The sequence below is a fragment of the Lysinibacillus sp. K60 genome, assembly GCF_019731275.1.
Taxonomy (GTDB): domain Bacteria; phylum Bacillota; class Bacilli; order Bacillales_A; family Planococcaceae; genus Lysinibacillus; species Lysinibacillus capsici.
On sequence record NZ_JAASJR010000004.1, the window covers coordinates 70,080 to 92,715 of the forward strand.

Annotated in this window: 30 protein-coding genes, 1 tRNA gene and 2 pseudogenes; 13 read left to right on the forward strand and 20 right to left on the reverse strand. The window is 37.1% G+C overall.

What is annotated here, in order from left to right:
- The first annotated feature begins 68 nt into the window (after positions 1-68).
- On the forward strand, positions 69-1,484 hold the full coding sequence (gene gabR / locus HCH28_RS10650; RefSeq protein ID WP_221680926.1) for a MocR-like transcriptional regulator GabR: 1,416 nt from the start codon (positions 69-71) through the stop codon (positions 1,482-1,484).
- A 564-nt stretch (positions 1,485-2,048) separates the two neighbouring features.
- On the opposite strand, the gene HCH28_RS10655 is transcribed toward gabR, so the two are convergent.
- A complete protein-coding gene (locus HCH28_RS10655) occupies positions 2,049-2,528 on the reverse strand; it encodes a GIY-YIG nuclease family protein (RefSeq protein ID WP_221680927.1) in 480 nt (159 codons plus the stop codon).
- 357 nt (positions 2,529-2,885) lie between these two features.
- Here HCH28_RS10655 and HCH28_RS10660 point away from each other — a divergent pair, with 357 nt between their 5' ends.
- On the forward strand, positions 2,886-3,491 hold the full coding sequence (locus tag HCH28_RS10660) for a hypothetical protein (protein ID WP_221680928.1): 606 nt from the start codon (positions 2,886-2,888) through the stop codon (positions 3,489-3,491).
- Here HCH28_RS10660 and HCH28_RS10665 read toward each other — a convergent pair.
- A complete protein-coding gene (locus HCH28_RS10665; RefSeq protein ID WP_221681088.1) occupies positions 3,478-4,164 on the reverse strand; it encodes a helix-turn-helix domain-containing protein in 687 nt (228 codons plus the stop codon). The genes HCH28_RS10660 and HCH28_RS10665 overlap by 14 nt on opposite strands.
- Positions 4,165-4,167: 3 nt before the next feature.
- Entirely contained in the window at positions 4,168-4,332 is a 165-nt protein-coding gene (locus HCH28_RS10670) for a hypothetical protein (RefSeq protein ID WP_221680929.1), read from the reverse strand.
- Between the two features lie 167 nt (positions 4,333-4,499).
- Between HCH28_RS10670 and HCH28_RS10675 the strand changes: the two genes are divergently transcribed.
- The 7 genes and pseudogenes from HCH28_RS10675 (at position 4,500) to HCH28_RS10700 (ending at position 7,062) form a co-directional block, all read left to right on the forward strand.
- Positions 4,500-4,709: a helix-turn-helix transcriptional regulator gene (locus tag HCH28_RS10675; RefSeq protein WP_112117178.1), complete on the forward strand. Its 210-nt coding sequence runs from the start codon at positions 4,500-4,502 to the stop codon at positions 4,707-4,709.
- A gap of 90 nt (positions 4,710-4,799) precedes the next feature.
- Positions 4,800-5,309: a hypothetical protein gene (locus tag HCH28_RS10680; RefSeq protein ID WP_221680930.1), complete on the forward strand. Its 510-nt coding sequence runs from the start codon at positions 4,800-4,802 to the stop codon at positions 5,307-5,309.
- 152 nt (positions 5,310-5,461) lie between these two features.
- A pseudogene (locus tag HCH28_RS25425) lies at positions 5,462-5,641 on the forward strand (PH domain-containing protein); the annotation flags it as partial.
- Between the two features lie 69 nt (positions 5,642-5,710).
- The gene (locus HCH28_RS10685) at positions 5,711-5,863 is read left to right on the forward strand and encodes an SHOCT domain-containing protein (protein WP_221680931.1); all 153 of its coding nucleotides are present in this window, start codon (positions 5,711-5,713) and stop codon (positions 5,861-5,863) included.
- Positions 5,864-5,922: 59 nt separating this feature from the next.
- Positions 5,923-6,258: a hypothetical protein gene (locus HCH28_RS10690; protein WP_221680932.1), complete on the forward strand. Its 336-nt coding sequence runs from the start codon at positions 5,923-5,925 to the stop codon at positions 6,256-6,258.
- Positions 6,259-6,420: 162 nt separating this feature from the next.
- On the forward strand, positions 6,421-6,570 hold the full coding sequence (locus HCH28_RS10695; protein WP_221680933.1) for a hypothetical protein: 150 nt from the start codon (positions 6,421-6,423) through the stop codon (positions 6,568-6,570).
- A 252-nt stretch (positions 6,571-6,822) separates the two neighbouring features.
- Positions 6,823-7,062 carry a DNA-binding protein gene (locus HCH28_RS10700; protein WP_221680934.1) on the forward strand — a complete coding sequence of 80 codons (240 nt, stop codon included), beginning with the start codon at positions 6,823-6,825 and terminating at the stop codon, positions 7,060-7,062.
- Between the two features lie 184 nt (positions 7,063-7,246).
- On the opposite strand, the pseudogene HCH28_RS25430 reads toward HCH28_RS10700, so the two are convergent.
- A pseudogene (locus HCH28_RS25430) lies at positions 7,247-7,336 on the reverse strand (phage terminase small subunit P27 family); the annotation flags it as partial.
- A gap of 129 nt (positions 7,337-7,465) precedes the next feature.
- Entirely contained in the window at positions 7,466-7,642 is a 177-nt protein-coding gene (locus HCH28_RS10705; RefSeq protein ID WP_255601162.1) for an HNH endonuclease signature motif containing protein, read from the reverse strand.
- 70 nt (positions 7,643-7,712) lie between these two features.
- On the opposite strand from HCH28_RS10705, the gene HCH28_RS10710 reads away from it, so the two are divergent.
- Positions 7,713-8,306 (forward strand): site-specific integrase, encoded by a 594-nt coding sequence (locus HCH28_RS10710; protein WP_221681090.1) that lies wholly within the window; start codon positions 7,713-7,715, stop codon positions 8,304-8,306.
- Between the two features lie 170 nt (positions 8,307-8,476).
- On the opposite strand, the gene HCH28_RS10715 is transcribed toward HCH28_RS10710, so the two are convergent.
- A tRNA-Arg gene (locus tag HCH28_RS10715) sits at positions 8,477-8,550 on the reverse strand.
- 221 nt (positions 8,551-8,771) lie between these two features.
- Here HCH28_RS10715 and HCH28_RS10720 point away from each other — a divergent pair.
- Both HCH28_RS10720 and HCH28_RS10725 read left to right on the forward strand, forming a co-directional pair.
- Positions 8,772-9,518, forward strand: a complete 747-nt coding sequence (locus tag HCH28_RS10720) for an SDR family NAD(P)-dependent oxidoreductase (RefSeq protein WP_221680935.1) — start codon at positions 8,772-8,774, stop codon at positions 9,516-9,518.
- Positions 9,519-9,611: 93 nt separating this feature from the next.
- Positions 9,612-10,262 carry a hypothetical protein gene (locus HCH28_RS10725; protein ID WP_221680936.1) on the forward strand — a complete coding sequence of 217 codons (651 nt, stop codon included), beginning with the start codon at positions 9,612-9,614 and terminating at the stop codon, positions 10,260-10,262.
- On the opposite strand, the gene HCH28_RS10730 is transcribed toward HCH28_RS10725, so the two are convergent.
- The 13 genes from HCH28_RS10730 to HCH28_RS10790 all read right to left on the reverse strand — a co-directional run bounded on the left by HCH28_RS10730 (position 10,259) and on the right by HCH28_RS10790 (position 20,487).
- Complete coding sequence (locus tag HCH28_RS10730; protein WP_221680937.1) at positions 10,259-10,957, reverse strand: YqjF family protein; 699 nt, start codon at positions 10,955-10,957, stop codon at positions 10,259-10,261. The genes HCH28_RS10725 and HCH28_RS10730 overlap by 4 nt on opposite strands.
- A gap of 59 nt (positions 10,958-11,016) precedes the next feature.
- On the reverse strand, positions 11,017-11,178 hold the full coding sequence (locus HCH28_RS10735; protein WP_016991537.1) for a DUF2639 domain-containing protein: 162 nt from the start codon (positions 11,176-11,178) through the stop codon (positions 11,017-11,019).
- Positions 11,179-11,286: 108 nt separating this feature from the next.
- Complete coding sequence (locus tag HCH28_RS10740; RefSeq protein WP_221680938.1) at positions 11,287-12,747, reverse strand: protein adenylyltransferase SelO; 1,461 nt, start codon at positions 12,745-12,747, stop codon at positions 11,287-11,289.
- Between the two features lie 129 nt (positions 12,748-12,876).
- A complete protein-coding gene (locus HCH28_RS10745) occupies positions 12,877-13,380 on the reverse strand; it encodes a metallophosphoesterase (protein ID WP_221680939.1) in 504 nt (167 codons plus the stop codon).
- Between the two features lie 12 nt (positions 13,381-13,392).
- Positions 13,393-13,986: an XTP/dITP diphosphatase gene (locus HCH28_RS10750; RefSeq protein ID WP_221680940.1), complete on the reverse strand. Its 594-nt coding sequence runs from the start codon at positions 13,984-13,986 to the stop codon at positions 13,393-13,395.
- A 1-nt stretch (position 13,987) separates the two neighbouring features.
- Positions 13,988-14,737: a ribonuclease PH gene (gene rph / locus HCH28_RS10755; RefSeq protein WP_221680941.1), complete on the reverse strand. Its 750-nt coding sequence runs from the start codon at positions 14,735-14,737 to the stop codon at positions 13,988-13,990.
- Positions 14,738-14,869: 132 nt separating this feature from the next.
- Positions 14,870-15,667, reverse strand: a complete 798-nt coding sequence (gene racE, locus HCH28_RS10760; RefSeq protein ID WP_004226440.1) for a glutamate racemase — start codon at positions 15,665-15,667, stop codon at positions 14,870-14,872.
- Positions 15,668-15,677: 10 nt separating this feature from the next.
- Positions 15,678-16,130 carry a MarR family winged helix-turn-helix transcriptional regulator gene (locus HCH28_RS10765; protein ID WP_016991542.1) on the reverse strand — a complete coding sequence of 151 codons (453 nt, stop codon included), beginning with the start codon at positions 16,128-16,130 and terminating at the stop codon, positions 15,678-15,680.
- A gap of 74 nt (positions 16,131-16,204) precedes the next feature.
- Complete coding sequence (locus HCH28_RS10770) at positions 16,205-16,426, reverse strand: helix-turn-helix domain-containing protein (RefSeq protein ID WP_004226437.1); 222 nt, start codon at positions 16,424-16,426, stop codon at positions 16,205-16,207.
- Positions 16,427-16,613: 187 nt separating this feature from the next.
- Positions 16,614-17,078, reverse strand: a complete 465-nt coding sequence (locus tag HCH28_RS10775) for an acyl-CoA thioesterase (RefSeq protein ID WP_221680942.1) — start codon at positions 17,076-17,078, stop codon at positions 16,614-16,616.
- 194 nt (positions 17,079-17,272) lie between these two features.
- The gene (sdhB, locus tag HCH28_RS10780; protein WP_004226431.1) at positions 17,273-18,052 is read right to left on the reverse strand and encodes a succinate dehydrogenase iron-sulfur subunit; all 780 of its coding nucleotides are present in this window, start codon (positions 18,050-18,052) and stop codon (positions 17,273-17,275) included.
- A 5-nt stretch (positions 18,053-18,057) separates the two neighbouring features.
- Positions 18,058-19,812, reverse strand: a complete 1,755-nt coding sequence (sdhA, locus tag HCH28_RS10785; protein WP_004226429.1) for a succinate dehydrogenase flavoprotein subunit — start codon at positions 19,810-19,812, stop codon at positions 18,058-18,060.
- 66 nt (positions 19,813-19,878) lie between these two features.
- Positions 19,879-20,487 carry a succinate dehydrogenase cytochrome b558 subunit gene (locus HCH28_RS10790; protein WP_004226428.1) on the reverse strand — a complete coding sequence of 203 codons (609 nt, stop codon included), beginning with the start codon at positions 20,485-20,487 and terminating at the stop codon, positions 19,879-19,881.
- A gap of 272 nt (positions 20,488-20,759) precedes the next feature.
- On the opposite strand from HCH28_RS10790, the gene HCH28_RS10795 reads away from it, so the two are divergent.
- The gene (locus HCH28_RS10795) at positions 20,760-21,194 is read left to right on the forward strand and encodes a YslB family protein (protein ID WP_004226426.1); all 435 of its coding nucleotides are present in this window, start codon (positions 20,760-20,762) and stop codon (positions 21,192-21,194) included.
- A gap of 98 nt (positions 21,195-21,292) precedes the next feature.
- Here the strand turns inward: HCH28_RS10795 and HCH28_RS10800 are convergent, their stop codons facing one another.
- The gene (locus HCH28_RS10800; protein WP_221680943.1) at positions 21,293-22,519 is read right to left on the reverse strand and encodes an aspartate kinase; all 1,227 of its coding nucleotides are present in this window, start codon (positions 22,517-22,519) and stop codon (positions 21,293-21,295) included.
- Between the last annotated feature and the right edge of the window lie 117 nt (positions 22,520-22,636).

Genomic DNA, 22,636 nt, shown 5'->3' on the forward strand with positions numbered 1-22,636 from the left:
TATCTGATACAATGAAAAGTATCAGAAATCAATATTACAAGGTACCAGATACAGAAAGAAGGAATTAAATGTTTTTTCTAAAATCAGATATAACTGGTGATGATATACATATTTATCAACAAATTTGCATTGGAATAAAAGAACAAATATTATCAGGTGCACTTCTACCTAATGAAAAATTACCATCAAAAAGAAAGTTAGCTGACATGTTGAAAGTTAGCGTTAATTCGGTAACAAATGCATACGAGCAGCTTTTAGCAGAAGGGTATATCTATTCTTTAGAAAGAAAAGGGTATTATGTAGAAAATATAACTAAATTAGTTAAAAACAATAAAAATATAAACATATTCCCGAAGGATTTAAAAGAAGACTTTAGAAAAGAAGATGGTTGGCTATCCCTCTCACATATGACGTCGGATATCTCGGTTTTCCCTTTTAATGAATGGATGAAATGCCAACGTATAGCTATCCATAATCACCAAAATGATCTTGCAGAAATCGTCCATCCACAGGGGCCTTATTTAGTGCGAAAAACCCTCTCTAGATTGATTGCATTATCTCGCGGTGTGATTTGTGAACCCGAGCAAATTGTCTTTGGTGATAGTACCCAAACCTTAATCAGGAATCTTATTAGCATGCAGGAAGGCAATCCAATAGTTGCTGTAGAAGATCCGGGTTATTCCCGGTTATATACGATGTTAAAAATTATTACGAGCAATGTATTAACTATTGAATTAGATGATAAAGGAATCGATATCGAGAAGGTTGAGTCTTCAGGGGCAAAGTTCCTTTTTGTTACCCCATCACATCAGTTTCCAACTGGTATTATTATGCCCATCTCCAGGCGCATAGAGCTTCTAAATTGGTCTATACAAACACAGAATCGCTATATAGTTGAAGATGATTATGATAGTGAATTTAAGTACAAAACTGATAATATACCTTCATTACAAAGCTTGGACACTAATCAACGTGTCATCTATATCGGTACATTTTCTAAAACGATGTTTCCAGGAGTTCGAATTAGTTATATGGTACTACCACCTAAATTATTGAAAGAATATCGGCAGCAATTTTCAAACTTAATACAAGGTAGTAATTCTCTGGGTCTATTCGCCTTACACTATTTCATCGAACAAGGTTATTACGATCGACATGTTAAAAGAATGAATCTACTTTATGAAATGAAAAGAGATCTGATTATTAAAGAATTATATCTTCGATTTGGTGACGACATTCAAATAAAGGATGTTTCAGCTGGATTACATTTTCTAGCAAGATTTAAAACAAATAAAACCTACGAAGAAATTAAAGCAATGGCCATCCAAAGGAAGCTGGAGATTTATTCAATGAGACGGTTTATGCTGAAAAATAAATACCACATTAAAAATAAAATTGAGATCATTGTCGGATTCGCAACTATCGATGAAAAAGATATTGTTGATGCTGTGGAGAGGTTGTATCAAATCATTAAAGGATTTTAGTGAATTATAATAAAAAGAGGCGATACTTCGGAAAACTTTTTGGTTATTCGCAAATTGAAACCGTAAAGAAGCAGTACATCGCTACCTATATTGAAAAGCATATCTCAAAACAATTGACGCAGGCGTTGTATATATATCATGTACATCTGGTTGAATAAATAGTCTCAATAAAAAGAGCCATCACAAAAATTGTGAAGGCTCTCACTCAGAATTCTAAGTCTGCCCATCTAACTTTTTGCCCTTAGTGCAATAACAGTTACAAAACGACTTAGTAATACTTTTTCTTGTGTAGAAACTTTTCATTTTCTATCCTTTTCTAACATATTCTCAAAAAAAGGAAAAGCGCCTCAAACCCTTTATATTAAAGGATTTGAAGCGCTTTTCATTTGGTTCAAACTTAATCTATCTGAACCTTAAGACGTCCCAGGAGGACATACCTAAACACTGTTATATCAACGGTTACTAACTACAATGTTTACCTTTTGTTTACCTAAGTTTTTTAGACCACCCATCACGGAGTGGTCTTTTCTTATTTAATACATTTACGATACCCTTTAATGTAAGTTACTTAGTATTTCCTCTATTTTTATTATATCCCCTTTCATAAGATTCATAGGTTTCAATTGCATGCCTTTCTAATTCATTCAAAGTGTTAAAGCTAGAATTTTCAAGGGCTATCATTTTAATTGTCCAATCATCACCATATTTGTAATCTGCATAGACATCCCCATTACCTTTTCCAGTGAAATGACTATTTACTCTATTTAAAATTTCCTTTCCTTGTCCTACATAATACAAACTTTTGGATTTATTATGTAATATATACACTCCTGCAAAGTTATAATTATTGGAATACAAAGCTTTTCCTCTTCCACCGAAACTTTTATTTCGCATTTCAAAAAACTCTACAGGAGTTAACTCCAAGGTATTATTTGCTAATTCAAAAATTTGCTCTCTGATCTTTTTTTTCTGACGTGCTTGAGATAAATAAACTAAAATACTGAATACTATAGATAAAATTATTATTATGTATATGAAGTCCATATAATCCTCCCAATTCTTTAATAATCAAATTTTATCAAAAACCTCTGCAATTCAGGTAACTTTTCAATTAAATAGCCCAATTGTTTAACAATAATTAAACAAAATTATTCAACTAATCTAAATGTAATTTAAAATACTTCATATTATTTTCATTCGGACTACTATTTCTCCTTTCACCATTTCAGCCAGTTTTCTAGGTTTGTTCTACTACATATATCCGAACGACTATCACGCTCATTCAGCCAGTTATTATTTGGTTTACTATGATTAGGATAAATTTTCATAAGTGTAGTTTATCGCCTTTGTTCCCCTATCCTTTACTACATATGATAAAGACAAAAAGGAGAAATCCGTCTTATGAATAATTATAAGTGTAATAATGAATCTCCAACATTTAAATATGATAAGTTTGGGACATTTACGGCTCATGATACCCAATGTATAAACAATTCCATTGCTGCTACAGGCTCTATAATTCCATTTTCTTCTGGAATCTCGTTATCTGTATTTGAGGATATTTTTGGGGACATAGATGGAAGCATGTTAGGATTCGGTACTGCTAGTAACTTTGTACCTATTGTAAATAATTCAATTGATTTAACTAACTTTTTAACTGAAGCCTTTGTAGTTTCACGCGCTGGTAAAATTACAGCAATTTCAGCAACATTTACGACAATAACTGGGGTTATCTTTGATGGGTCTGTGACAATTCGAGCTCAAATTTTCCTTGCACCTAAAGGTAGTAATATTTTTACTGGCACAAGTGCCAGCATTGATTTAGCTCCTCCTATAACAGGCCCTGATCCAACTGGACAAATAACTTTTGCATCAGCTAATACTCCACCAGTACAGGTAAATGTGGGTGATAGTTTAATAATGGCATTTTATATTTCATCGACAACTGGTAATGTTGATATTGACGTTATTATTGGCGATGCAAATGCAGGAATTAATATTGTTTAAAAACCATACTCCTTTCCTTTAACCAATTATAGAAAGGTACTGGACGCTCTCTATTAGTTGTTTCTTCTATAGATGATGAATTAGTCAACTTCTTATTTGAACGCTCTACAGCCTTATTAAACGCCCCTACAAATACTGCTCTTAATGTACTTGTGACTGTTAAAATACCTTCTTTAATATCCATAGCGATTTTAAATAGCACGTTCTTAGCTTTTATAAAGTCAGGTGCATTTTGAACCTGAGTAGCTAATACAACCTTGTGTAGTTCGTCTTTAAGATCCTCTCGTAAAGGCAGTGAGTGCATGAAATCGTACAGCATCACCTGGTACTCGTTCATGTATTCCTTTTTCTTTTCAGCTTGCAAAGCTAATTCATTGCCAAGACTCATAATATTATTTGCTTGTTTAGAACTTAAAAGATTAAAAGAACTAGATGGTTGGTTTTCAGATTGTGTAGGACAAACCTTGTCATTACTAGCTTCATCGACTGTCTCTCGTTTGAACACGCTCGATGGGACATAAGGTAAAATGCGATAAATACTAGCCCCTTTGATGCCGTTTAATTTCGTTCCTGGTACTTTTTCGATGATGCCTAAATCCTCTAACTTTTTAACGCTCCGATAAACTGTCTTTGCGCTGATCTCCAATGCTGCAGCAATAGTGGCAGCTTTCAGGTGTCAAGCTCCTGGATGCTCCAAAGCGTGACTAGCAAGCTTGAAAACGATGGCACGTTCTGATTCCGTTAAATCATAATAATGAGCAGCAATGTGGTTCTCTACAGCTGTGTCCCTGTCTGTTACTGATTCAAATGTTTTATATGTTGCTAAATATTCAAATGCCATCGTTTTCACCTCGCTTTCATTATTTTTTATAACTAATTAATGATAATATATAATCAAAAAGTTATAATTTAAAGTATTTTATAATTTTTTAGTGATATTTTATTTATTTTTAATTATCATTTGGTGTATTATAGTTATAAGAAGAATAAACGAAAGAAGGTGTTCATATGGGGATGGCTAAAAAAATAAAGATGCTTATGGTAGAAAAAGACTTAACGCTTTCTGAGCTAGCTGAAAAAATGGGTACTTCTCAACCCAACATTTCCAACAAATTAAAACGAGACAATTTCAACGAGAAAGAATTAAACCTAATTGCAGAAGTATTGGGAGTTAAATACGAAGCAAATTTTGTATTAGAAGATGGTCGTAAAATATAAAGCAGATAACTAACATCGTTGTCTGTTTTTTATATGTACATTTGTCTCTCTGTTTCCTAAAATGGAAATATAGAGGGAGGAATTTACAAAATGAAGAAATTAGTATTTAGTGCTGCATTATTGTTAAGTCTTGGACTAGGTGCATGTGGAGAAGAAAAAGCTGCACCTAAAGAGGAAGTTCCAGCAAGTGAACAAAAAGCTAATGAAAAGACGGTTACTGCGGAAACACCAAAATGGCAGGATGAAATCACAAAATTGGCTTCGAATTCTGATAGCGCTGCTGATAAATTTTATGCTCTTGAAAAATTATTAATGGAGTATAAAGCAACAGAAGCAGAAATTAAGGAATTTTCAACATACATTGTTGATGACTATAAATCAGGTAACTACCTAAGTGAAATTGATAACCATGAACGCATGTTATCTAACATTTTTAAATCTTATTATGTAGAGAAAAATAGTGAAGGTGCATTAAAGGACTTTGCTTTTGACTACTTCCAGAACATGAAATATACATATCGCGGTGTCGATACTGTTGATAGTGAAGCTGTAAAATCTAATGAAGAACAAATGAATGAAGTAATTAAAAAAATAAAATAATCTAAAGTTAAAATCTGTTGGAGGTGCATGATATGGACACTATCGCTGAAACAATCAAATTTGCTGGCTTTGGTAAGAAGAAAGCAATGGCTAAACAAATTCAAATATTTGATGATTGACTAACTGAACAAGGTGAAACACTACTAGCTGTATGTGCATCCGTTAAAGGCATCAAACAGCTTTATGTAACTGACAAACGCATTTTATTACATGAAATCAAAGGCATCGTTTCAAACGATGAAAGAAGCATTCCTTTATCATCAATTAGCAGTATTAACATTTCTAATAAGCTTGTTTACTCTACTATCGAAATCGTATCTACTGGAAACAAAGCAATCATTGACGATGTGCCAGCGCATATCGCATTAGAAATAAAAAGTGGGATTGAGAACCTTAAAGCAATGGCTAAAACGTCAACTGCACCTGCAGGTAAACAGGAAAAGGACATGTTTGATGTAGCCGATGAAATTCGAGAATTGAAAGATTTATTAAATGATGGGATTTTAACGCAAGATGAGTTTGACGCGAAGAAAAAGCAGTTGTTACAGATTTAGGTGACTTAAATTCACTTTCTACCCTAGAATAACTTAACCCTACTTTGGAGAAATAAATAATGAAAATAAACACTTTAGATAATTTAAATGGAAGGCGTGATGTTTTTGAATTTATGCAAGGTGATTTTGAGAACGAACATTGGCATGACTCTTATATTTATTTAACAACAGAAGACTTTGATTTTTTATATTTATTTATAGAAGAAGTATTAGCAGATTTTAATTACTTTGGTCCAAACTCAGTTAATCAAGAACAATGGAATCAAATAGCCATCAATGCATGTTCATTAAATAATACAGCGGATACCCAATTCCTGCGATTTTTTAAAAGAATTGATCATTGGGTAAAAGAAAATTTCAAGAAACACACTTGTTTCTCAATTTGTGGGCCATAACAATTTAAACATTCGTCACAACGTAAAAGATCAGGTTCTCAATTGAGCATCTGATTTTTTTATGAAAATTTTTAGCAAAAGAGTAAAATAACATACATAAATCTATTTACTTTATTGAATAGATATAGTATAAATAAAAGTATAGAAAGGAGGTGAACAAGAGTGGATGAATTTGAAAAAATCCTTGCAACAGTCGCACTTGTCGCAACAACATTCAAAGCCATCACATCAGGCTTGAAAGACATTTACGACATGACACAAGGAAAAAAGAAAAAGCGACGCTCCCCCGCAAAGAAGAAACGTCGCAAATAACACTGGAAGGAGGTTAGCCCCTCCTTCTCAATCAAATTATATCACATCCACTTACATGTATGAAAAAAATGCTTAAAAGATTTGGTTATGCAAATGTTGCTTTAATATTAGCCAGCACAGTCATAATACTCACATACGTTGATTTTCAAAATCCATCAACTTTAGATTATGTATTAATCACACTGTATGGATTCACAATTTTAATTCACATCATAAGACTAATTCTATTTATGATAAAAGCGAGGTAGTAAAATGGAGTACAAATTTAAATCAACTGAGGAACTACTTGAATTCTTAAATGAAGAATTGTTATCTGCAGCTGAAGCAATTGAAATTTTAGATATATCCAAAGTACGTCTTGGAAAATTAGTTAAAGACGGAAAGTTAATAGCCGTTAAAGAGCAGCCTAAAATGTTTTTAAAAAGCATGCTATTAGAGAAAAAAGAAGAACTTGAATTACTCCGAAAGAAGTATAGACCGTATGATGAATAAACAAAAAAAGCCCAGGTACTCACTTTGAAATGAGTGCCTGGCCTTTACTATTAAGCACTACGTTGAGCAATGATAATCTTCAATCCTTCAAAATCACCACTTGTCATGGTTCCGTTATCGAATTTCTCCAACCAAGATTTATCGATCAACTTTTTATCAACTGCTTGTGGAATATAATCACGTACTGCCGCTTTTTTATCTCATCTTTTGTCAAATGGTTAGAGCGTCCATTCCCTAGAATCCCCTGCAATGGCTGCTTATTTCGACCTGCCATACTATCACCTCACTTTCTCTTTCCTTAGCCTTCCAGAAAAAATATTCAAAAACGGATTTTTCTGCGAAGAAATCGGGCAGCCGGTGTAGGGCGCTTCACCCAACTAAATTGGAATAGAGGGGGGCTATCCTATTTCTTACCGTATTTCTGTACATCCTCAGTCGTCTTTCTGTTGTGACACGATTGACAAAGTAATTGTAAGTTGTCTTCATCTAATCTCTTGGTCCAGTCGGCAGTTAATGGCACGATGTGGTCGACAAGAACCCCGACTGTGATTCGCTTTTCATTTAGGCAATGCTGGCACAATCCAATGTCTCGAATTTTGATGTAGTCACGGCATTTAACTAATAGTGCTATAAAGAGTGAAGATAAACATCTGAACTATAATGATAGCGTCAAATTATACAAGGAGTTATTTAATCGTTTATCGCCTTCTACAAGTACTTACCATTTAATTTTATTAGGACTTGTATCAGGATTACGATTTGGTGAACTGACAGGACTAACCACAGATTGTTTCGATTTTAAAACGAATCAAACAAAGGTTTATAGAGCGTGGGACTACAAAAGAGGAACTGGTTTTGGACCATTAAAAAATGAACAATCTGAAAGAAAAATCTCTATTGATAAGAAAGTTATGAATGAATTTAAGAAGCTAATTTTGGCGGTACCTGAAAATGAAAACAATTTGGTTTTTTATAGACAATCTTCCATTAAAACAGTAACAAATGAAGGTGCAAATAAATTATTAAGAAAAACCCTAGATGCATTAGAAATCGAACATATCTCCATTCATGGTTTACGACACACACATGCGAGTGTCTTAATTTATAAAGGAGCTAATATTCATTCTGTTTCTAAACGTTTAGGACATTCAGATATTCAAACAACACTTGATCACTATTCGCACGTATTAAAAGAAATGGAAGAACGAGATGAAGAAATAGCGATTAATGTTTATTCATCTTAATTTCTTTATTCACCATGTTTACATTTTGTTTACCTAATTTATTTTTTATATGTTATTCTATGCTATTTTCAAAATATCTATAAAAAGCAAAAAACGCTCAAAACCCAGTATTCACAAGGTTTCAAGCGCTTTTCAATTTGGTTAAAAATTAACCTTTGATTTGTTATGGACGTCCCAGGAGGGATTCGAACCCCCGACCGACGGCTTAGAAGGCCGTTGCTCTATCCTGCTGAGCTACTGAGACATGATGTCATTTCTTATGTATATCATAGGAAGGACAATATTTATTATATGTACTTTATAGCATAATGTCAACATTAATTTTACTATGCAGGCAAGGTTTGCCTCATATTTTTTATCATATGTTGCTACAGCATCCATTATACCATTTCTTCACCCTCTTAACAGGACGGATAGCAAAATATTTGCTACACTATTGGCGATACAAAAGTAGGAGGTTTGTGGATGTTTAAAGATTTAGTCGTTATTGTCACAGGTGGTGCACAAGGGATTGGTAAGGGTATTACGCTTGCATATGCACAACAAGGTGCAAAAGTGGTGATTGCTGATTTGAATGCAGGCTTAGGTCAACAGTTAGAACAGGATATGCTTGCTCAAGGCTACTCTGCATTATTTGTTCCAACGGATGTGACAAAGGAACAGGATATCATTCATTTGATGCAGCAGGCTGTGGAGCATTATGGAACCATTCATATTTTAATTAATAATGCTGGGAAGTTCCAGCATCAATCTCCTTACGAGGTGACGTTTGATGAGTGGCAGGATTTGTTGCAGACGAATTTAACGGGTTCCTTTTTCTGTGCCAGAGAGGCTGCAAAAGTGATGCGGCATAATGCAAAGGGTGGTTCCATTGTTTCGCTGGCCTCCACGCGAGCTGAAATGTCAGAGCCTCATACAGAAGCTTATGCGGCTACAAAGGGAGGGATCATCGCATTAACACATGCTTTAGCGCGATCTTTAGGGCCAGATCAAATTACTGTGAATTGTATTTCACCTGGGTGGATTGAAACAGGTGATTATGAGGCACTACGGCCAATCGATCATGCGCAGCATTTGTCAGGAAGGGTTGGTCTGCCTGAAGATATTGCACAGGCTTGTCTCTATTTAACAAACCCTATGAATAACTTTGTGACAGGTATTAATCTTACAGTTGATGGTGGCATGACGAAGAAAATGATGTATGAGGCGTAATTTTGTGGTCTCTTCTTTTCTTTCTGGTTCTTCATACTCCGAGATTCCTTGGAGTATGCTACTGTAGGAGAAAGAACAAGAAGGAGTGAAGCCTTGTACCCCTATTCAAATGGTTTTTCATTAAGCCAGCTGTATCATGCCCCCTATACGCAGTATACGGCTCCGATTCGTCACTTTTTACAGTCAAATGATTACCGACGCTGTATTAGTAAAGCCGAAGCAGACTTTATGGCTATGAACCGTTTACTTTGGATGGAGCATGTAAATTGGACACGGATGACTATTATAAGCATTGTGTTTAATTTACCTGATTTACCCTTTGTGCAGCAGCGTTTGCTACGCAATGCAACCGATTTAGGAAATTGTTTACGCCCCTTTTACGGTGACTCCGTGGCGGATCGTTATGCAGCTTTAATTAAAGAGCATCTGGTAATTGCGGCTCAATTAGTGACAGCTGCTGCGAAAGGTGACGCTACCACAGCGGAAGCAAAAGAGAGGGAATGGTATCGTAATGCAGATGATATTGCTTTCTTTTTGCATACAATCAATCCATACCTAAGTAGAGAGGTAGTACAAAAAATGTTTTATACGCATTTAGCTTTAACGAAAAATGAAGCTGTCACGATGATACAAAAAGATTATCAGGCAGATGTAGAGGTATTTGATGAAATTGAAGCAGAGGCACTTGCGATGTCAGATATGATTGCCAGCGCCATCGTTATGCAATTTTGTTACCTCTTTTAATGCGAAAATCTTGATGGATTTATGATTATTTTATGCTCAACTGCTGGAGGAAAAACTCTCGCCGTTTTGTTTTTAGCATAATGAGCACGAGGCTGCATGCCCTGAAGTTTCCCCTTCATAAAAGAGGCTAATGTATTGCTTTCAATCGTTACGTTGGCTCTTTTTAATTCCCACGGGGAGTGGTGAATATCAATGCGAAAAAGTGTATCCTTCCATTTCGCCCATGAATGGTAGCGCTCTACAATCCAACGGTCAAAATTAGTATTGGTCTTGTCTCCTATTGTATAAATAACCCTCAATCTTTCGTCACATGCTTTGTAATGGCTTGTGTATGAATAGTGATTCCCTCTTTGTTTTACTAGGATGTTGGAATGGCGATATGGCAAGCTACCTATTGCCGTAATTTTTGATAAGAAATAATTCGTCACATCTAAATGAAAAAAATAGATGCCTTTCATGCCGTTATACTCCACATATGTTCGGACATTCAATTGTAAATAGGTATTCATCCCAGGAAGAGGTGGTAGAAAGCGTAGCCGATGTCGATAAACTTTAAAAAGGACAGCACTAAGCCAGGCATTTTGTTCAAAGAGATCAAGCTTCAGTTCTTTAGGTACATGTTTTTCGAGTTCTTGAGGGGCTATCGGCCAATGTAAAAATAGAACATCTTGCCATGTTTGAGTCATCATCCACATAGTAAAACTCCTTTCTAATCACTAGTTTTTCCTAGAAAGGAGTTCTTCAAACAAACGGTCTATTGATTTTGCTCAGCAGACTCTATTTCGACATAACGATAATATAAGTTTCGTAATTCAGATTCTTTATATAAACCTAAATGACTTTTAAATTGAGGATGAACCATTATTCCATGAGCACGTAAAACTTTGACAAACCAACCCTTTGAATACTTATGCACCGACCCTATTCTCCTTTATTTTTATTCATACATAGAATATGCGTTTGAATACGGTAAAGTGCCTTTATACAAATAAAAAACGAGAGAATAAATAGCTCTCGTTTTTACTTATGTGCCACAAAACGTACGATATGGTTGATTCGTCGGTTCTGGTAATGAAGCGTATTCTTGTTGCTCTTTCGTATGAGCATAAGGCTGGGCAAGGACTTTTAGTAAGTTGTTCATCACACTATAATCGCCTCTTTCTACAGCCGCTTCCAAAGCTTCTTCTACCCTGTAGTTACGCGGAATAACAGCTGGATTATGTTGACGCATTAATTGTTGTGACATGTCTTTTGTTTGCTGCTGTCTCGCTAATCGAGCTTGCCATTTGTGATGCCAGTCTTTAAAAGCTGAAGCGTTAAACAATGGGGAATACTCCAATTGCTCAAACGTTAAGGCGATAAATGTATTCGTATAATCAGCTTGATATTGCTGCATAAGCTGAAGAAGCTCTTCAACAAGCTTGATGTCTTCTTGCTCCTCATTAAAAATGCCTAGCTTTGCACGCATTCCTTCCAACCAATTTTCTACATATAATTTCGGATACTGTTGTAGCGTTTCTTGTGCCAGTAGAATGGCTTTTTCTTGATCATCATCAATTAAAGGTAGTAAGGACTCTGCTAAGCGCGTTAGATTCCAGCCAGCGATATTGGGCTGATTTCCATAAGCATAGCGTCCTTGGTGATCAATCGAGCTAAACACAGTCGCAGGATCATAGATGTCCATGAATGCACAAGGACCATAATCAATGGTTTCACCGCTAATGGTCATATTATCGGTGTTCATGACGCCATGGATAAAGCCCACTAACTGCCACTTTGCTATAAGGGAGGCTTGTTTCTTTATGACTTCATTTAACAAATAAAGATAACGATTTTGATTGCCAATATTAGCTGAGTAATGTCGTTCTATTGCATAATCAGCTAAAAGCTGTAGCTCCTCATCTGTCCCCCATTGCGCAGCATATTGAAATGTCCCTACCCGCAAATGACTACTTGCAACTCTTGTGACAATAGCGCCTGGTAGTTCCGTTTCTCGAATAATCATTTCACCTGTAGTGACTACTGCTAGACTACGTGAAGTTGGGATCCCTAGTGCAAACATCGCTTCACTAATAATATATTCTCTTAGCATTGGACCTAATGCGGCTCGCCCGTCCCCACCGCGAGAATAAGGTGTTCTACCTGATCCTTTTAAAGCAATATCATACCGTTCCTTTTGAGGTGTGATTTGCTCCCCATATAATAGAGCCCTACCATCACCTAGCATATTAAAATGACCAAATTGATGCCCTGCGTAAGCCTGTGCAATCGGTTCACCACCTTCTGGAATTGTATTACCAGCTAAAACGGCTAATGCTTCCTCGCTCTTTAAAGCCTGAATGTCTAACCCAAGTGAGGCTGCAACTGATTCATTTAATAAGATCAATTTTGGTGAACGAACAGGATTTAACGATATGTCGGAATAAAAAATACTTGGTAGTTGAACGTAACTATTATCAAAATGCCAGCCAATTGTTTTTTTCATGTTTTCTCCTTTATTGCCTTTACGATTTATTTTTGCTATTTCAGCATGAATCATTCATAGGCAATTTTACCATTATCAGTAGCCCAAATAAAAATCCGCATACTTTACTAGTTATGCGGATTTTCTCTATTATTGTCGATCAAATGTATATGTAGCCATACATTGATTATCATCTGTCATGCAATCAACTTTAAAAGATGTCGCATTGATTTCCACAACAGCAAAGCTTTTCTCTTTACGACCACGTGGTTTTAATAAGCTTCCTGGATTTAAAAATAGGATATCATCCATCATTTCGGCACCAAGAATATGTGAATGACCAAAGCAAACGATCTGTGCACCTACTTCTTTAGCCCGATAGGATAATGATAAGATGGAATTTTTCACATTGAATAAATGACCGTGTGTCACAAAAATCTTTACATCATGGACAGTGAAAATTTCTTCTTCAGGGAAAGCTTTCTCACGATCACAGTTTCCACGTACTTTTTTCAATCCTTCTAATGCCTCATGTGAATAGGGGAGTTCACTATCTCCACAATGAACCACAATATCTATTTCAGGATAAAAACCTTTAACCTTTTCGATGACATGGCTATCGCCATGTGTATCGCTCATAACAAGCATTTTCATGGATATCACCTCTTATTTGATAAGATTCGGTAATTGCTCCTTTAACTTGCGAATTGCATTGCCTCGGTGAGAAATAGAACCCTTTTCCTCTGGTGAAAGCTCAGCCATCATTCGATCTAAGCTTGGCACGAAAAAGATTGGATCATAGCCAAAGCCGTTCGTTCCACGCTTTTCATGGGCAATGACGCCTTCACATGTACCAAATACCGTTGTTGTTGCGAATTCAGGTCCTGCAATTGCAATACAGCAGCAAAAACGTGCTGTACGTTTGTCATCTTCCACACCTTGTAAATTTTCTAACAGTTTAATCATGTTTGCTTCATCGTCATGGTCACCAGCATAGCGAGCGGAGTACACACCTGGCTCACCATTTAATGCATCTACTGCTAAGCCACTGTCATCTGCAATAACAATGGTACCAAGCTCCTTCGCCAATGCTTCTGCTTTTAAGATGGCATTTTCTTCGAATGTTGTTCCTGTTTCTTCTATTTCCATATCTGGTGCTACTTCAAACATTGTTACGACCTCATAACCAAGTGGTCCAAACAATGCTTCAAAATCTTTTGCTTTTCCTTTATTTTTTGTGGCGATGACTACTTGTTTCATATTATTGATTCCCTCCAACCCTGTGTGCCAGTTCACCAAGCGTTATTTTTTGAAGCTCAACTAATTGTTGTATGCCTTTTTCACCTAATGCTAACAATTCATTTAGTTCTTCACGAGAAAAGGTAGCTTCCTCACCAGTACCCTGTAATTCAACAAATCGTCCTGCGCCTGTCATCACAATATTCATATCAACAGCTGCAGCCACATCTTCTACATAATTTAAATCAAGAATAGCACCTTGTTCTTCGACGATCCCAACACTTGTTGCTGCCAAAAAGTCTGTTACTGGGAATTTTTCAAATGGCTTTTCTTCAGCAAATTTAGCAATGGCCTGTGTCATGGCAACAAATGCTCCCGTAATGGATGCTGTACGAGTACCGCCATCTGCTTGAATGACATCACAGTCAATCCATACAGTACGTTCGCCTAGCGCCTCTAAATCGACTACAGCACGCAATGCACGCCCAATCAAACGCTGAATCTCCATTGTACGACCATTGACTTTCCCACGAGAGGATTCACGTGGTGTACGTTGAGCGGTTGCACGGGGCAACATGGAATACTCGGCAGTGATCCACCCTTTCCCTTGCCCACGTAAAAAACCAGGTACCTTGTCTTCAATCGTTGCGGTGCAAATTACTTTTGTATTACCTACTTGAATTAATACGGAGCCTTCAGGGTGTAATAGATACTCACTATCTAATTTCACAGGTCGTAGCCCATCTGCATTTCTACCATCAAATCTTGTCATATATTTCGTTCCTCCTAAAAACTTTCGCGCCCTCATCTTATCATAATTTATGCCATCAAAAAAGTCCTCGGTGGCTTATGTACAATGCCGAAAACGGCAAAAATCAGCCTAGCCTGTTGCTAAGCTGATTTTTTACTTTAATGTGATACGTTTTATGTCGAGAGTACCTTGCTCTAACCAATTCTCAGCAATCGAACGGAAAATTGGAACAGAACCAGTTGCAAAAAATCTATGAGCAGGCACCGCATTTGCATTTGCTAAAGTGCCATTATACGCTAACATTTCCTGTACATCCTTTGCTGTTTCCTCCGCAGAAGATAAAACATTCACATCTTCTCCGACAACAGCTTCAATTTGTTTTTGTAAAATAGGATAATGTGTACACCCTAAAATAACCGTATCAAATTGTCGATTTTTCAACGGCTTTAAGCCTTCTGCTATTAAATTATTTGCAAAGTCACCTTTATATTCGCCACTTTCTACAAGTGGTACGAATGTGGGACAAGCTAGTGGAATAATATGTGTCGACGTATTGAGTGACAATAAGGCTTCTTCATACGCCCCACTTTTAATTGTTCCTTCTGTTGCAAGCACAACGACTTCATGTCGCTTCGTTTTTTTTACAGCTGCACGTGCGCCAGCATTGATAACACCTAGTACTGGAAAAGGCATATTTCTTTGTAAACTTTCGAGTGCTACTGCAGTCGCTGTATTACAAGCTATAACGAGCATCTTAACATTCATTTTTTCGAGTGCTTTTGCCATTTGCCAAGTAAAATTCCGTACTTCCTGACGACTTCTTGGACCATACGGACACCTTGCTGTATCGCCAATATAATAAATCGTTTCGTTTGGCAATCGCTTCATGATTTCTTTTGCTACGGTTAAACCGCCTACTCCTGAGTCAATAACGCCTATCGGGGCATTCATACTTTCCGCCTCAATCCTGTTTCATGTGTACATGTAGTTTTTCTAAGTAGCTTGATAATTGCGCGACTTCTTGTTCATTAAAACCAACAAGCATCTCTTGCAAATATTGCTGTCTTTTTTCAATAACTTCTTGAATGATACGTTCGCCCTTTTCGAGAAGATGAACGACAACAACACGGCGATCATTTTCATCACGCACACGCTTGACTAATTCATTTTTCTCCATTCGGTCCACTAAATCTGTTGTTGTGCTAAAAGCTAAATATAAACGGTTTGATAATTCGCCAATTGTAATATCACCAAGCTCTTCTAACCACTGTAATGCAACAAATTGTGGCGGCGTAATCGCATAATCGGAAACAATTTCTCTTCCCTTTTGCTTCACGATGGCCGCTATATAGCGTAATTCCTTTTCAACCGTTGCAACGGTTTCAGGTGAGTGCTTTGTTACTTCATCCGACATATAACTATTTCACTCCTAAAAATACGTTGAATAGTTCTATTTTGTCGTTTTTTTCACGAAATAGCAAGTGTCCATTAGTCTAATTTAAATTCTTCCAAGCGTAACAGCTCAATTAACGCCTGAGATCGATTCGTTACACCTAGCTTTTGAATTGTATTGGAAATGTGATTTCGCACTGTTTTTTCACTAATACCAAGCTGCTCTGCAATATCTCTCGTTGTTTTTTCAGCTAATAAAAGCGCAAATATTTCACGTTCTCGGTTTGTTAAAAGAGAACGATGATGAGAGCCATTCATTCAGTTACACCCTCCTCCCCCGCACGTATTGTAACTTATGTTAAGGGGCAGGAAGCGGTGACGGCTATTTGCATGATTATTCCATGTTTCCTTAAAAATTTCGAAAATTACATTGTTACATTCATAAATTTTACGTAAAAAGTAAAACCTACTATTTCAATGAATTTACATATACTTATATGTTGAACTAGTGAGGCAGAATGGCCAACTGAATGAATTTCGTTTTTTCTTCCTCTGAAATCGGCACACTTTTACCTGTACGAGGATCCATTTGCACAATTGTTCCACGACCAGTGAAACAGATTTCGTCCTTTTGATTTTTTGCTAGATAGTGAATGTCCATCGATGAATTCCCAACTTGCGCAATTTTTGTATAGATTCGTAGTACGTCATCAAAGAAAACCTGCTTTACATAATCACATTGTAAATCGGCTACAATTGGTATAGATTTCACATTCTCTTCTCCAACTGAGGGCATTGAAATTCCTAAATGTCGGAAGTAATCAATTCTTGCTTGCTCAAAATATGTAAAGCTAATCGTATTGTTCATATGACCATACATGTCTGTTTCTGAAAATCGAACTCGTACCTCACTAAAAAATGAAAAACCCTTTTCCCACTCTTGAAAATTATCGATATAATTTGCCTTCATGATATACCATCCCCTGTCATGTAATTGCCCGTCTTTTATCAATCGACGGCAAACAAAATGAATACTTATTCATTATAAAAGAAAATGCTATATTATCATAGAAAAAACGCGAATAAACAACTTGATAAATTTCATTTCTATAACTATAAAAAACTCCCTCACACGAAGTGTAAGGGAGTTCCGCTTGTCCGATATTAGTCTACGTAGTGGTCAGAACCGAAGAAGTTACGGAACATTTGCACTGTAGTTGCACGGTTTAATGAAGCGATGGATGTTGTTAAAGGAATACCTTTTGGACATGCAGCAACACAGTTTTGAGAGTTACCACAGTTCGCAAGGCCACCGTCACCCATAATCGCATTTAAACGTTCATCTTTAATCATAGCACCAGTTGGGTGAGTGTTGAAAAGACGTACTTGTGATAATGGAGCTGGTCCAATGAATGAAGCCTTTTCAGACACGTTTGGACATGCTTCCATACATACACCACAAGTCATACATTTAGATAGTTCATAAGCCCACTGACGTTTACCTTCTGGCATACGTGGACCTTCACCTAAATCATACGTACCATCGATTGGTACCCATGCTTTAACTTTTTTAAGAGCGTTGAACATACGTTCACGGTCAACTTGTAAGTCACGAATAACAGGGAATGTTTTCATTGGCTCCAATTTAATCGGCTCTGTCAATTGGTCTACTAGTGTAGAACATGATTGACGTGGACGGCCATTGATCACCATTGAACATGCACCACAAACTTCTTCTAAACAGTTCATATCCCATGATACTGGTGATGTGTTTACACCATCTTCAGTAACAGGATTTTTTTGAATTTCCATTAAAATTGAAATTACGTTCATACCATGACGGTAAGGCACTTGGAATTTTTGCCAGTAGCTATTGCCGCCCTGTGTATCTTGACGTAAGATTTCCACTTTGACCATTCTTCCAGTATTAGCTGCGATTTGCATAACTTTTAGTCTCCTTTCGCAGAGTAGTCGCGTTTACGTGGTGGGATTAATGAAACGTCGACTTCTTGGTACGTGATGATTGGATTACCAGTAGCTGGGTCAAACTTCGCCATTGTTGTTTTTAAGAAGTTCTCGTCATCACGGTTAGGGAAATCTGGTTTATAGTGTGCACCACGAGATTCATTACGTAATAGTGCACCTTTTGTCATTACTTTTGCAAGCACTAACATATTTTTAAGCTGACGCGTAAAGTGAGCGCCTTGATTGCTCCATTTTTGCGTATCATTGATGTTTATGTTATTCCAGCGCTCAGTAAGCTCATCAAGTTTTTTCAATGTATCTTCAAGCTGATCATTGTAACGTACTACAGTCATTGTAGCAGTCATCATTTCACCAAGCTCTTTATGCAGTAAGTAAGCGTTTTCTGTGCCTTCCATTTTCATGATAGCATCCCATTTCGCTTGTTCCTCTTTTACACGAGCATCGTAAATCTCTTGTGGAAGATCTTCAGCATGCTTTTTAAGGTGTTTTACATAGTCTACTGCGTTTGGTCCTGCAACCATACCACCGTAGATAGCAGATAATAATGAGTTTGCACCAAGACGGTTTGCACCATGTTGAGAGTAATCACATTCACCTGCTGCAAATAGACCAGGAATTTCAGTCATTTGATTGTAGTCAACCCATAATCCACCCATTGAATAGTGAACTGCTGGGAAAATTTTCATTGGTAATTTACGTGGGTCATCCCCTACGAATTTTTCGTAGATTTCGATGATACCACCAAGTTTAACGTCCAATTCATGTGGATCTTTATGTGAAAGATCTAGGTATACCATGTTTTCGCCATTGATACCAAGTTTTTGGTTTACACAAACGTCGAAAATTTCACGTGTTGCAATATCACGTGGTACTAAGTTACCATAAGCTGGGTATTTTTCTTCTAAGAAGTACCAAGGTTTACCGTCTTTATAAGTCCAAATACGACCACCTTCACCACGAGCTGATTCTGACATTAGACGGTTTTTGTCATCTCCAGGAATCGCTGTTGGGTGAATTTGAATGAATTCACCATTCGCATATGAAGCACCTTGTTGATAAACGATAGAAGCAGCAGAACCTGTGTTAATAACAGAGTTTGTTGTTTTACCGAAGATAATACCAGGGCCACCAGTCGCCATAATAACAGCGTCTGCACGGAATGATTTAATTTCTTCTGTACGCATATCTTGCGCTACGATACCACGACAAACGCCGTCTTCATCGATAATAACACCAAGGAATTCCCAGTGTTCATATTTATTTACTAAACCAGCTACTTCATGAGAACGAACTTGCTCATCTAGCGCATATAGTAATTGTTGACCAGTTGTTGCACCAGAGAAAGCTGTACGGTGCATTAAAGTACCACCAAAACGACGGAAATCTAAAAGTCCTTCTGGTGTACGGTTGAACATAACACCCATACGGTCCATTAAGTGAATAATGCCAGGTGCTGCATCACACATACCTTTAACAGGTGGTTGGTTCGCTAGGAAGTCCCCACCATATACTGTATCATCAAAGTGGATCCATGGAGAATCCCCTTCACCTTTAGTATTTACCGCACCATTAATTCCGCCTTGCGCACAAACAGAGTGTGAGCGTTTTACAGGAACTAATGAGAATAAATCAACTTCAGTACCAACTTCAGCTGCTTTAATCGTTGCCATCAGACCGGCAAGACCACCGCCGACAACAATTATTTTGCTTTTCGCCATGATTATTTCTCACTCCTCTTAAAAAATTGCAATGATTGCATGTGCTCTATCGTAGCTTCTATGGAATTATACGAAAGCTAAAATAGCAGCCACACCAACTACACTTAGAATTACGAAAAGAATGTTTGTTACGTAAGTAGCGATCTTTTGAGACTGAGGAGATTGTGTAATACCCCAGCTTACTAGGAATGCCCATAAACCGTTAGATAAGTGGAAAGTTGCTGATAAAATACCAACAATGTAGAATCCAAGCATGAATGGATTAGCAACAATATTCGCCATCATGTCGTAATCAACGTGTGTGCCAAGTGCTTTTTGAATACGAGTTTGGAAAATATGCCATGCAATGAATATCACTAAGAATACACCAGTAAAACGTTGTAAAGAGAACATCCAGTTACGGTACGTGCTGAAACGTCCTGTGTTTGGTGTAGCAGTGAATGCAATGTAGACACCATAGAATGCGTGGAACATTAATGGAATATAGATGACAATCCATTCAACTAGGATAAGGAATGGAATCTTTTCCATTACTGCGGTAGCATCGTTGTAACTTTCTGCCCCGCCTGTTGCTGTAAAGTTAATGAACAGGTGCATCGTTAAAAACAGACCTACTGGAATGATCCCAAGTAGAGAATGTAAGCGACGCCATAAAAACTCTCGATCTTTCGACAAGACTGTTACCCCCCTTAGTACTTAAAATAGCACAACAAAAGAAGTCATCATTTTGTAAATGATACTTCATTGACTGTGTATTTCATCATGGTACAATATTATGACATGTTTATTGTACTCTCAAGAGCTACGAGCGTCAAGGCAACTCGGAGTTTTTCATAGAGCTTATTAAAGAACTAATCTAGTACATGATGCGTCGTTTTTTCTCGAAAAATCTATCATTACTTTATTACCGTTAAATTTTAAGAAAATTCTAAGAAAGAAGGATAACAATGTTAAACACTCCATCTCCTACAATCTCATCATTTGGCTATGAGATCATTCGTGATCATATTCTATCTTCTATACTCGGTAAACATGAAGATGACGTCCTTTATTGGGCAGGTAAAGAGCTTGCTCGCAAGTTCCCATGTAAAAGTCAAGATGAACTTATCGCATTTTTCGCAGATGCCTGCTGGGGTACATTAGAACTCATAAAGGAATCAAAAGATGGACGTATTTTCCAGTTGACAAATGACCCTGAAATTCTGCAAATAAAGCAGCGTAGCTTTAAACTTGAAGCAGGATTTATAGCAGAGCAAATTCAACTAGCTAAAGGCTACCTGACAGAATGCTATAGTGAAAAACGGGAAAAGCAACAATACGTCATGTTTACAGTCAAATGGGACGTTAAAGAACGTATTATGAATACCATTCCCTCAGAATAATTAAAAAGGATTGTCTCCCATTAAAGAATGGGATGACAATCCTTCTTTTTTCTTCCTTTTATTTCGGTCAATTACATAAAATGCTGTTTCTTCTATTATTATATGTAAAGTGCTTGCTCTAAATTAAACTCATCATGGAGAGCATTAGCTGCTTGGATCATATCATCCTGTGGTACAACAACGGACACTTTTATTTCAGAAGTACTAACCATTTTTACAGGGATATTTTCGCGACGTAACCGATCAAACATACGAGCGGCAACGCCTGGATTGGAAGCCATGCCTGAACCAATAATAGAAACTTTTGCTAGTCCAATTTCGAAGTCAGCAAAACTAAATCCGAGTGATAATTTACTATCCTCTAAAACACGTAATGCTTCCGCAAATTCCTCTTTTAAAATGGAAAACGATACAGTTGGCTTCAACCCATCAATAATGGCTTGGACAATAATATCAACATTAATACGGTTCTCTGCAAGCACCATAAATATATCTGCTAATGAAGCATTGGAAAAAGCATCATACCCTACTGTTAAACGAATAATATCTGATTCAAATGCAACACCACGAACGACTGAATTTTTTTCCATTTCCACTTCCTCCTTCAATAAAGTGCCTACTGATTCTATTAAACTGGAGCGTATAATAACAGGCATTTGAAATTTTTTCGCTAACTCCACCGCACGAGGATGTATGATATGAGACCCTAAATTAGATAACTCCAACATTTCATCATAGGAAATTTCCTGTAGCTTTTGGGCATTTGTAACATATCGTGGATCTGCTGTATAAACACCATCCACATTTGTATACATATCTACTCTCTCCGCTTCCAATGCTATGGCAAGTGCAACAGCAGCTGTTTCAGCTCCACCTTTCCCAAGCATGGTGATATTGTGCTCTTCGTCAATCCCTTGTTCTCCAGCAATAACCACAATTTGTCCCTGTGCAAAGTGTTCTTCCATTCGATTAATATCTATATAGTCGATACGAGCATGCCGATACATACCATCCGTATGTATACCAGCTTGCCATCCCGTTAGAGACACAGCCTCATAGCCTGCTTCCTGCAAAGCGATGGCAAATAAAGCACTAGATAATTGAGAGCCAGTTGACAACACTGCATCTAATTCTCTTCTCGACACATCGTCAGTTAGTTGGTGTACCATCATTTTCATCTCTTTCACAGTGTGTCCCATTGCTGCAACGACCACTACTACATCCAATCCTTTGTCCTTTTCAGCAATCGCTTTCCTAGCAGCCTCTTGGATTTGTTCAGTAGAAGCTAATGCAGCTCCTCCAAACTTCATCACGATTTTAGCCATTTCTTTCGTTCTCCCTTCCAGTTCATGTATTTCACCAAATTATGGGGGGTAAAACAGTTTCTAGAAAACTAAAAGGCAGCCTTCACATAACGTGAAAGCTGCCTATAACATGTACAA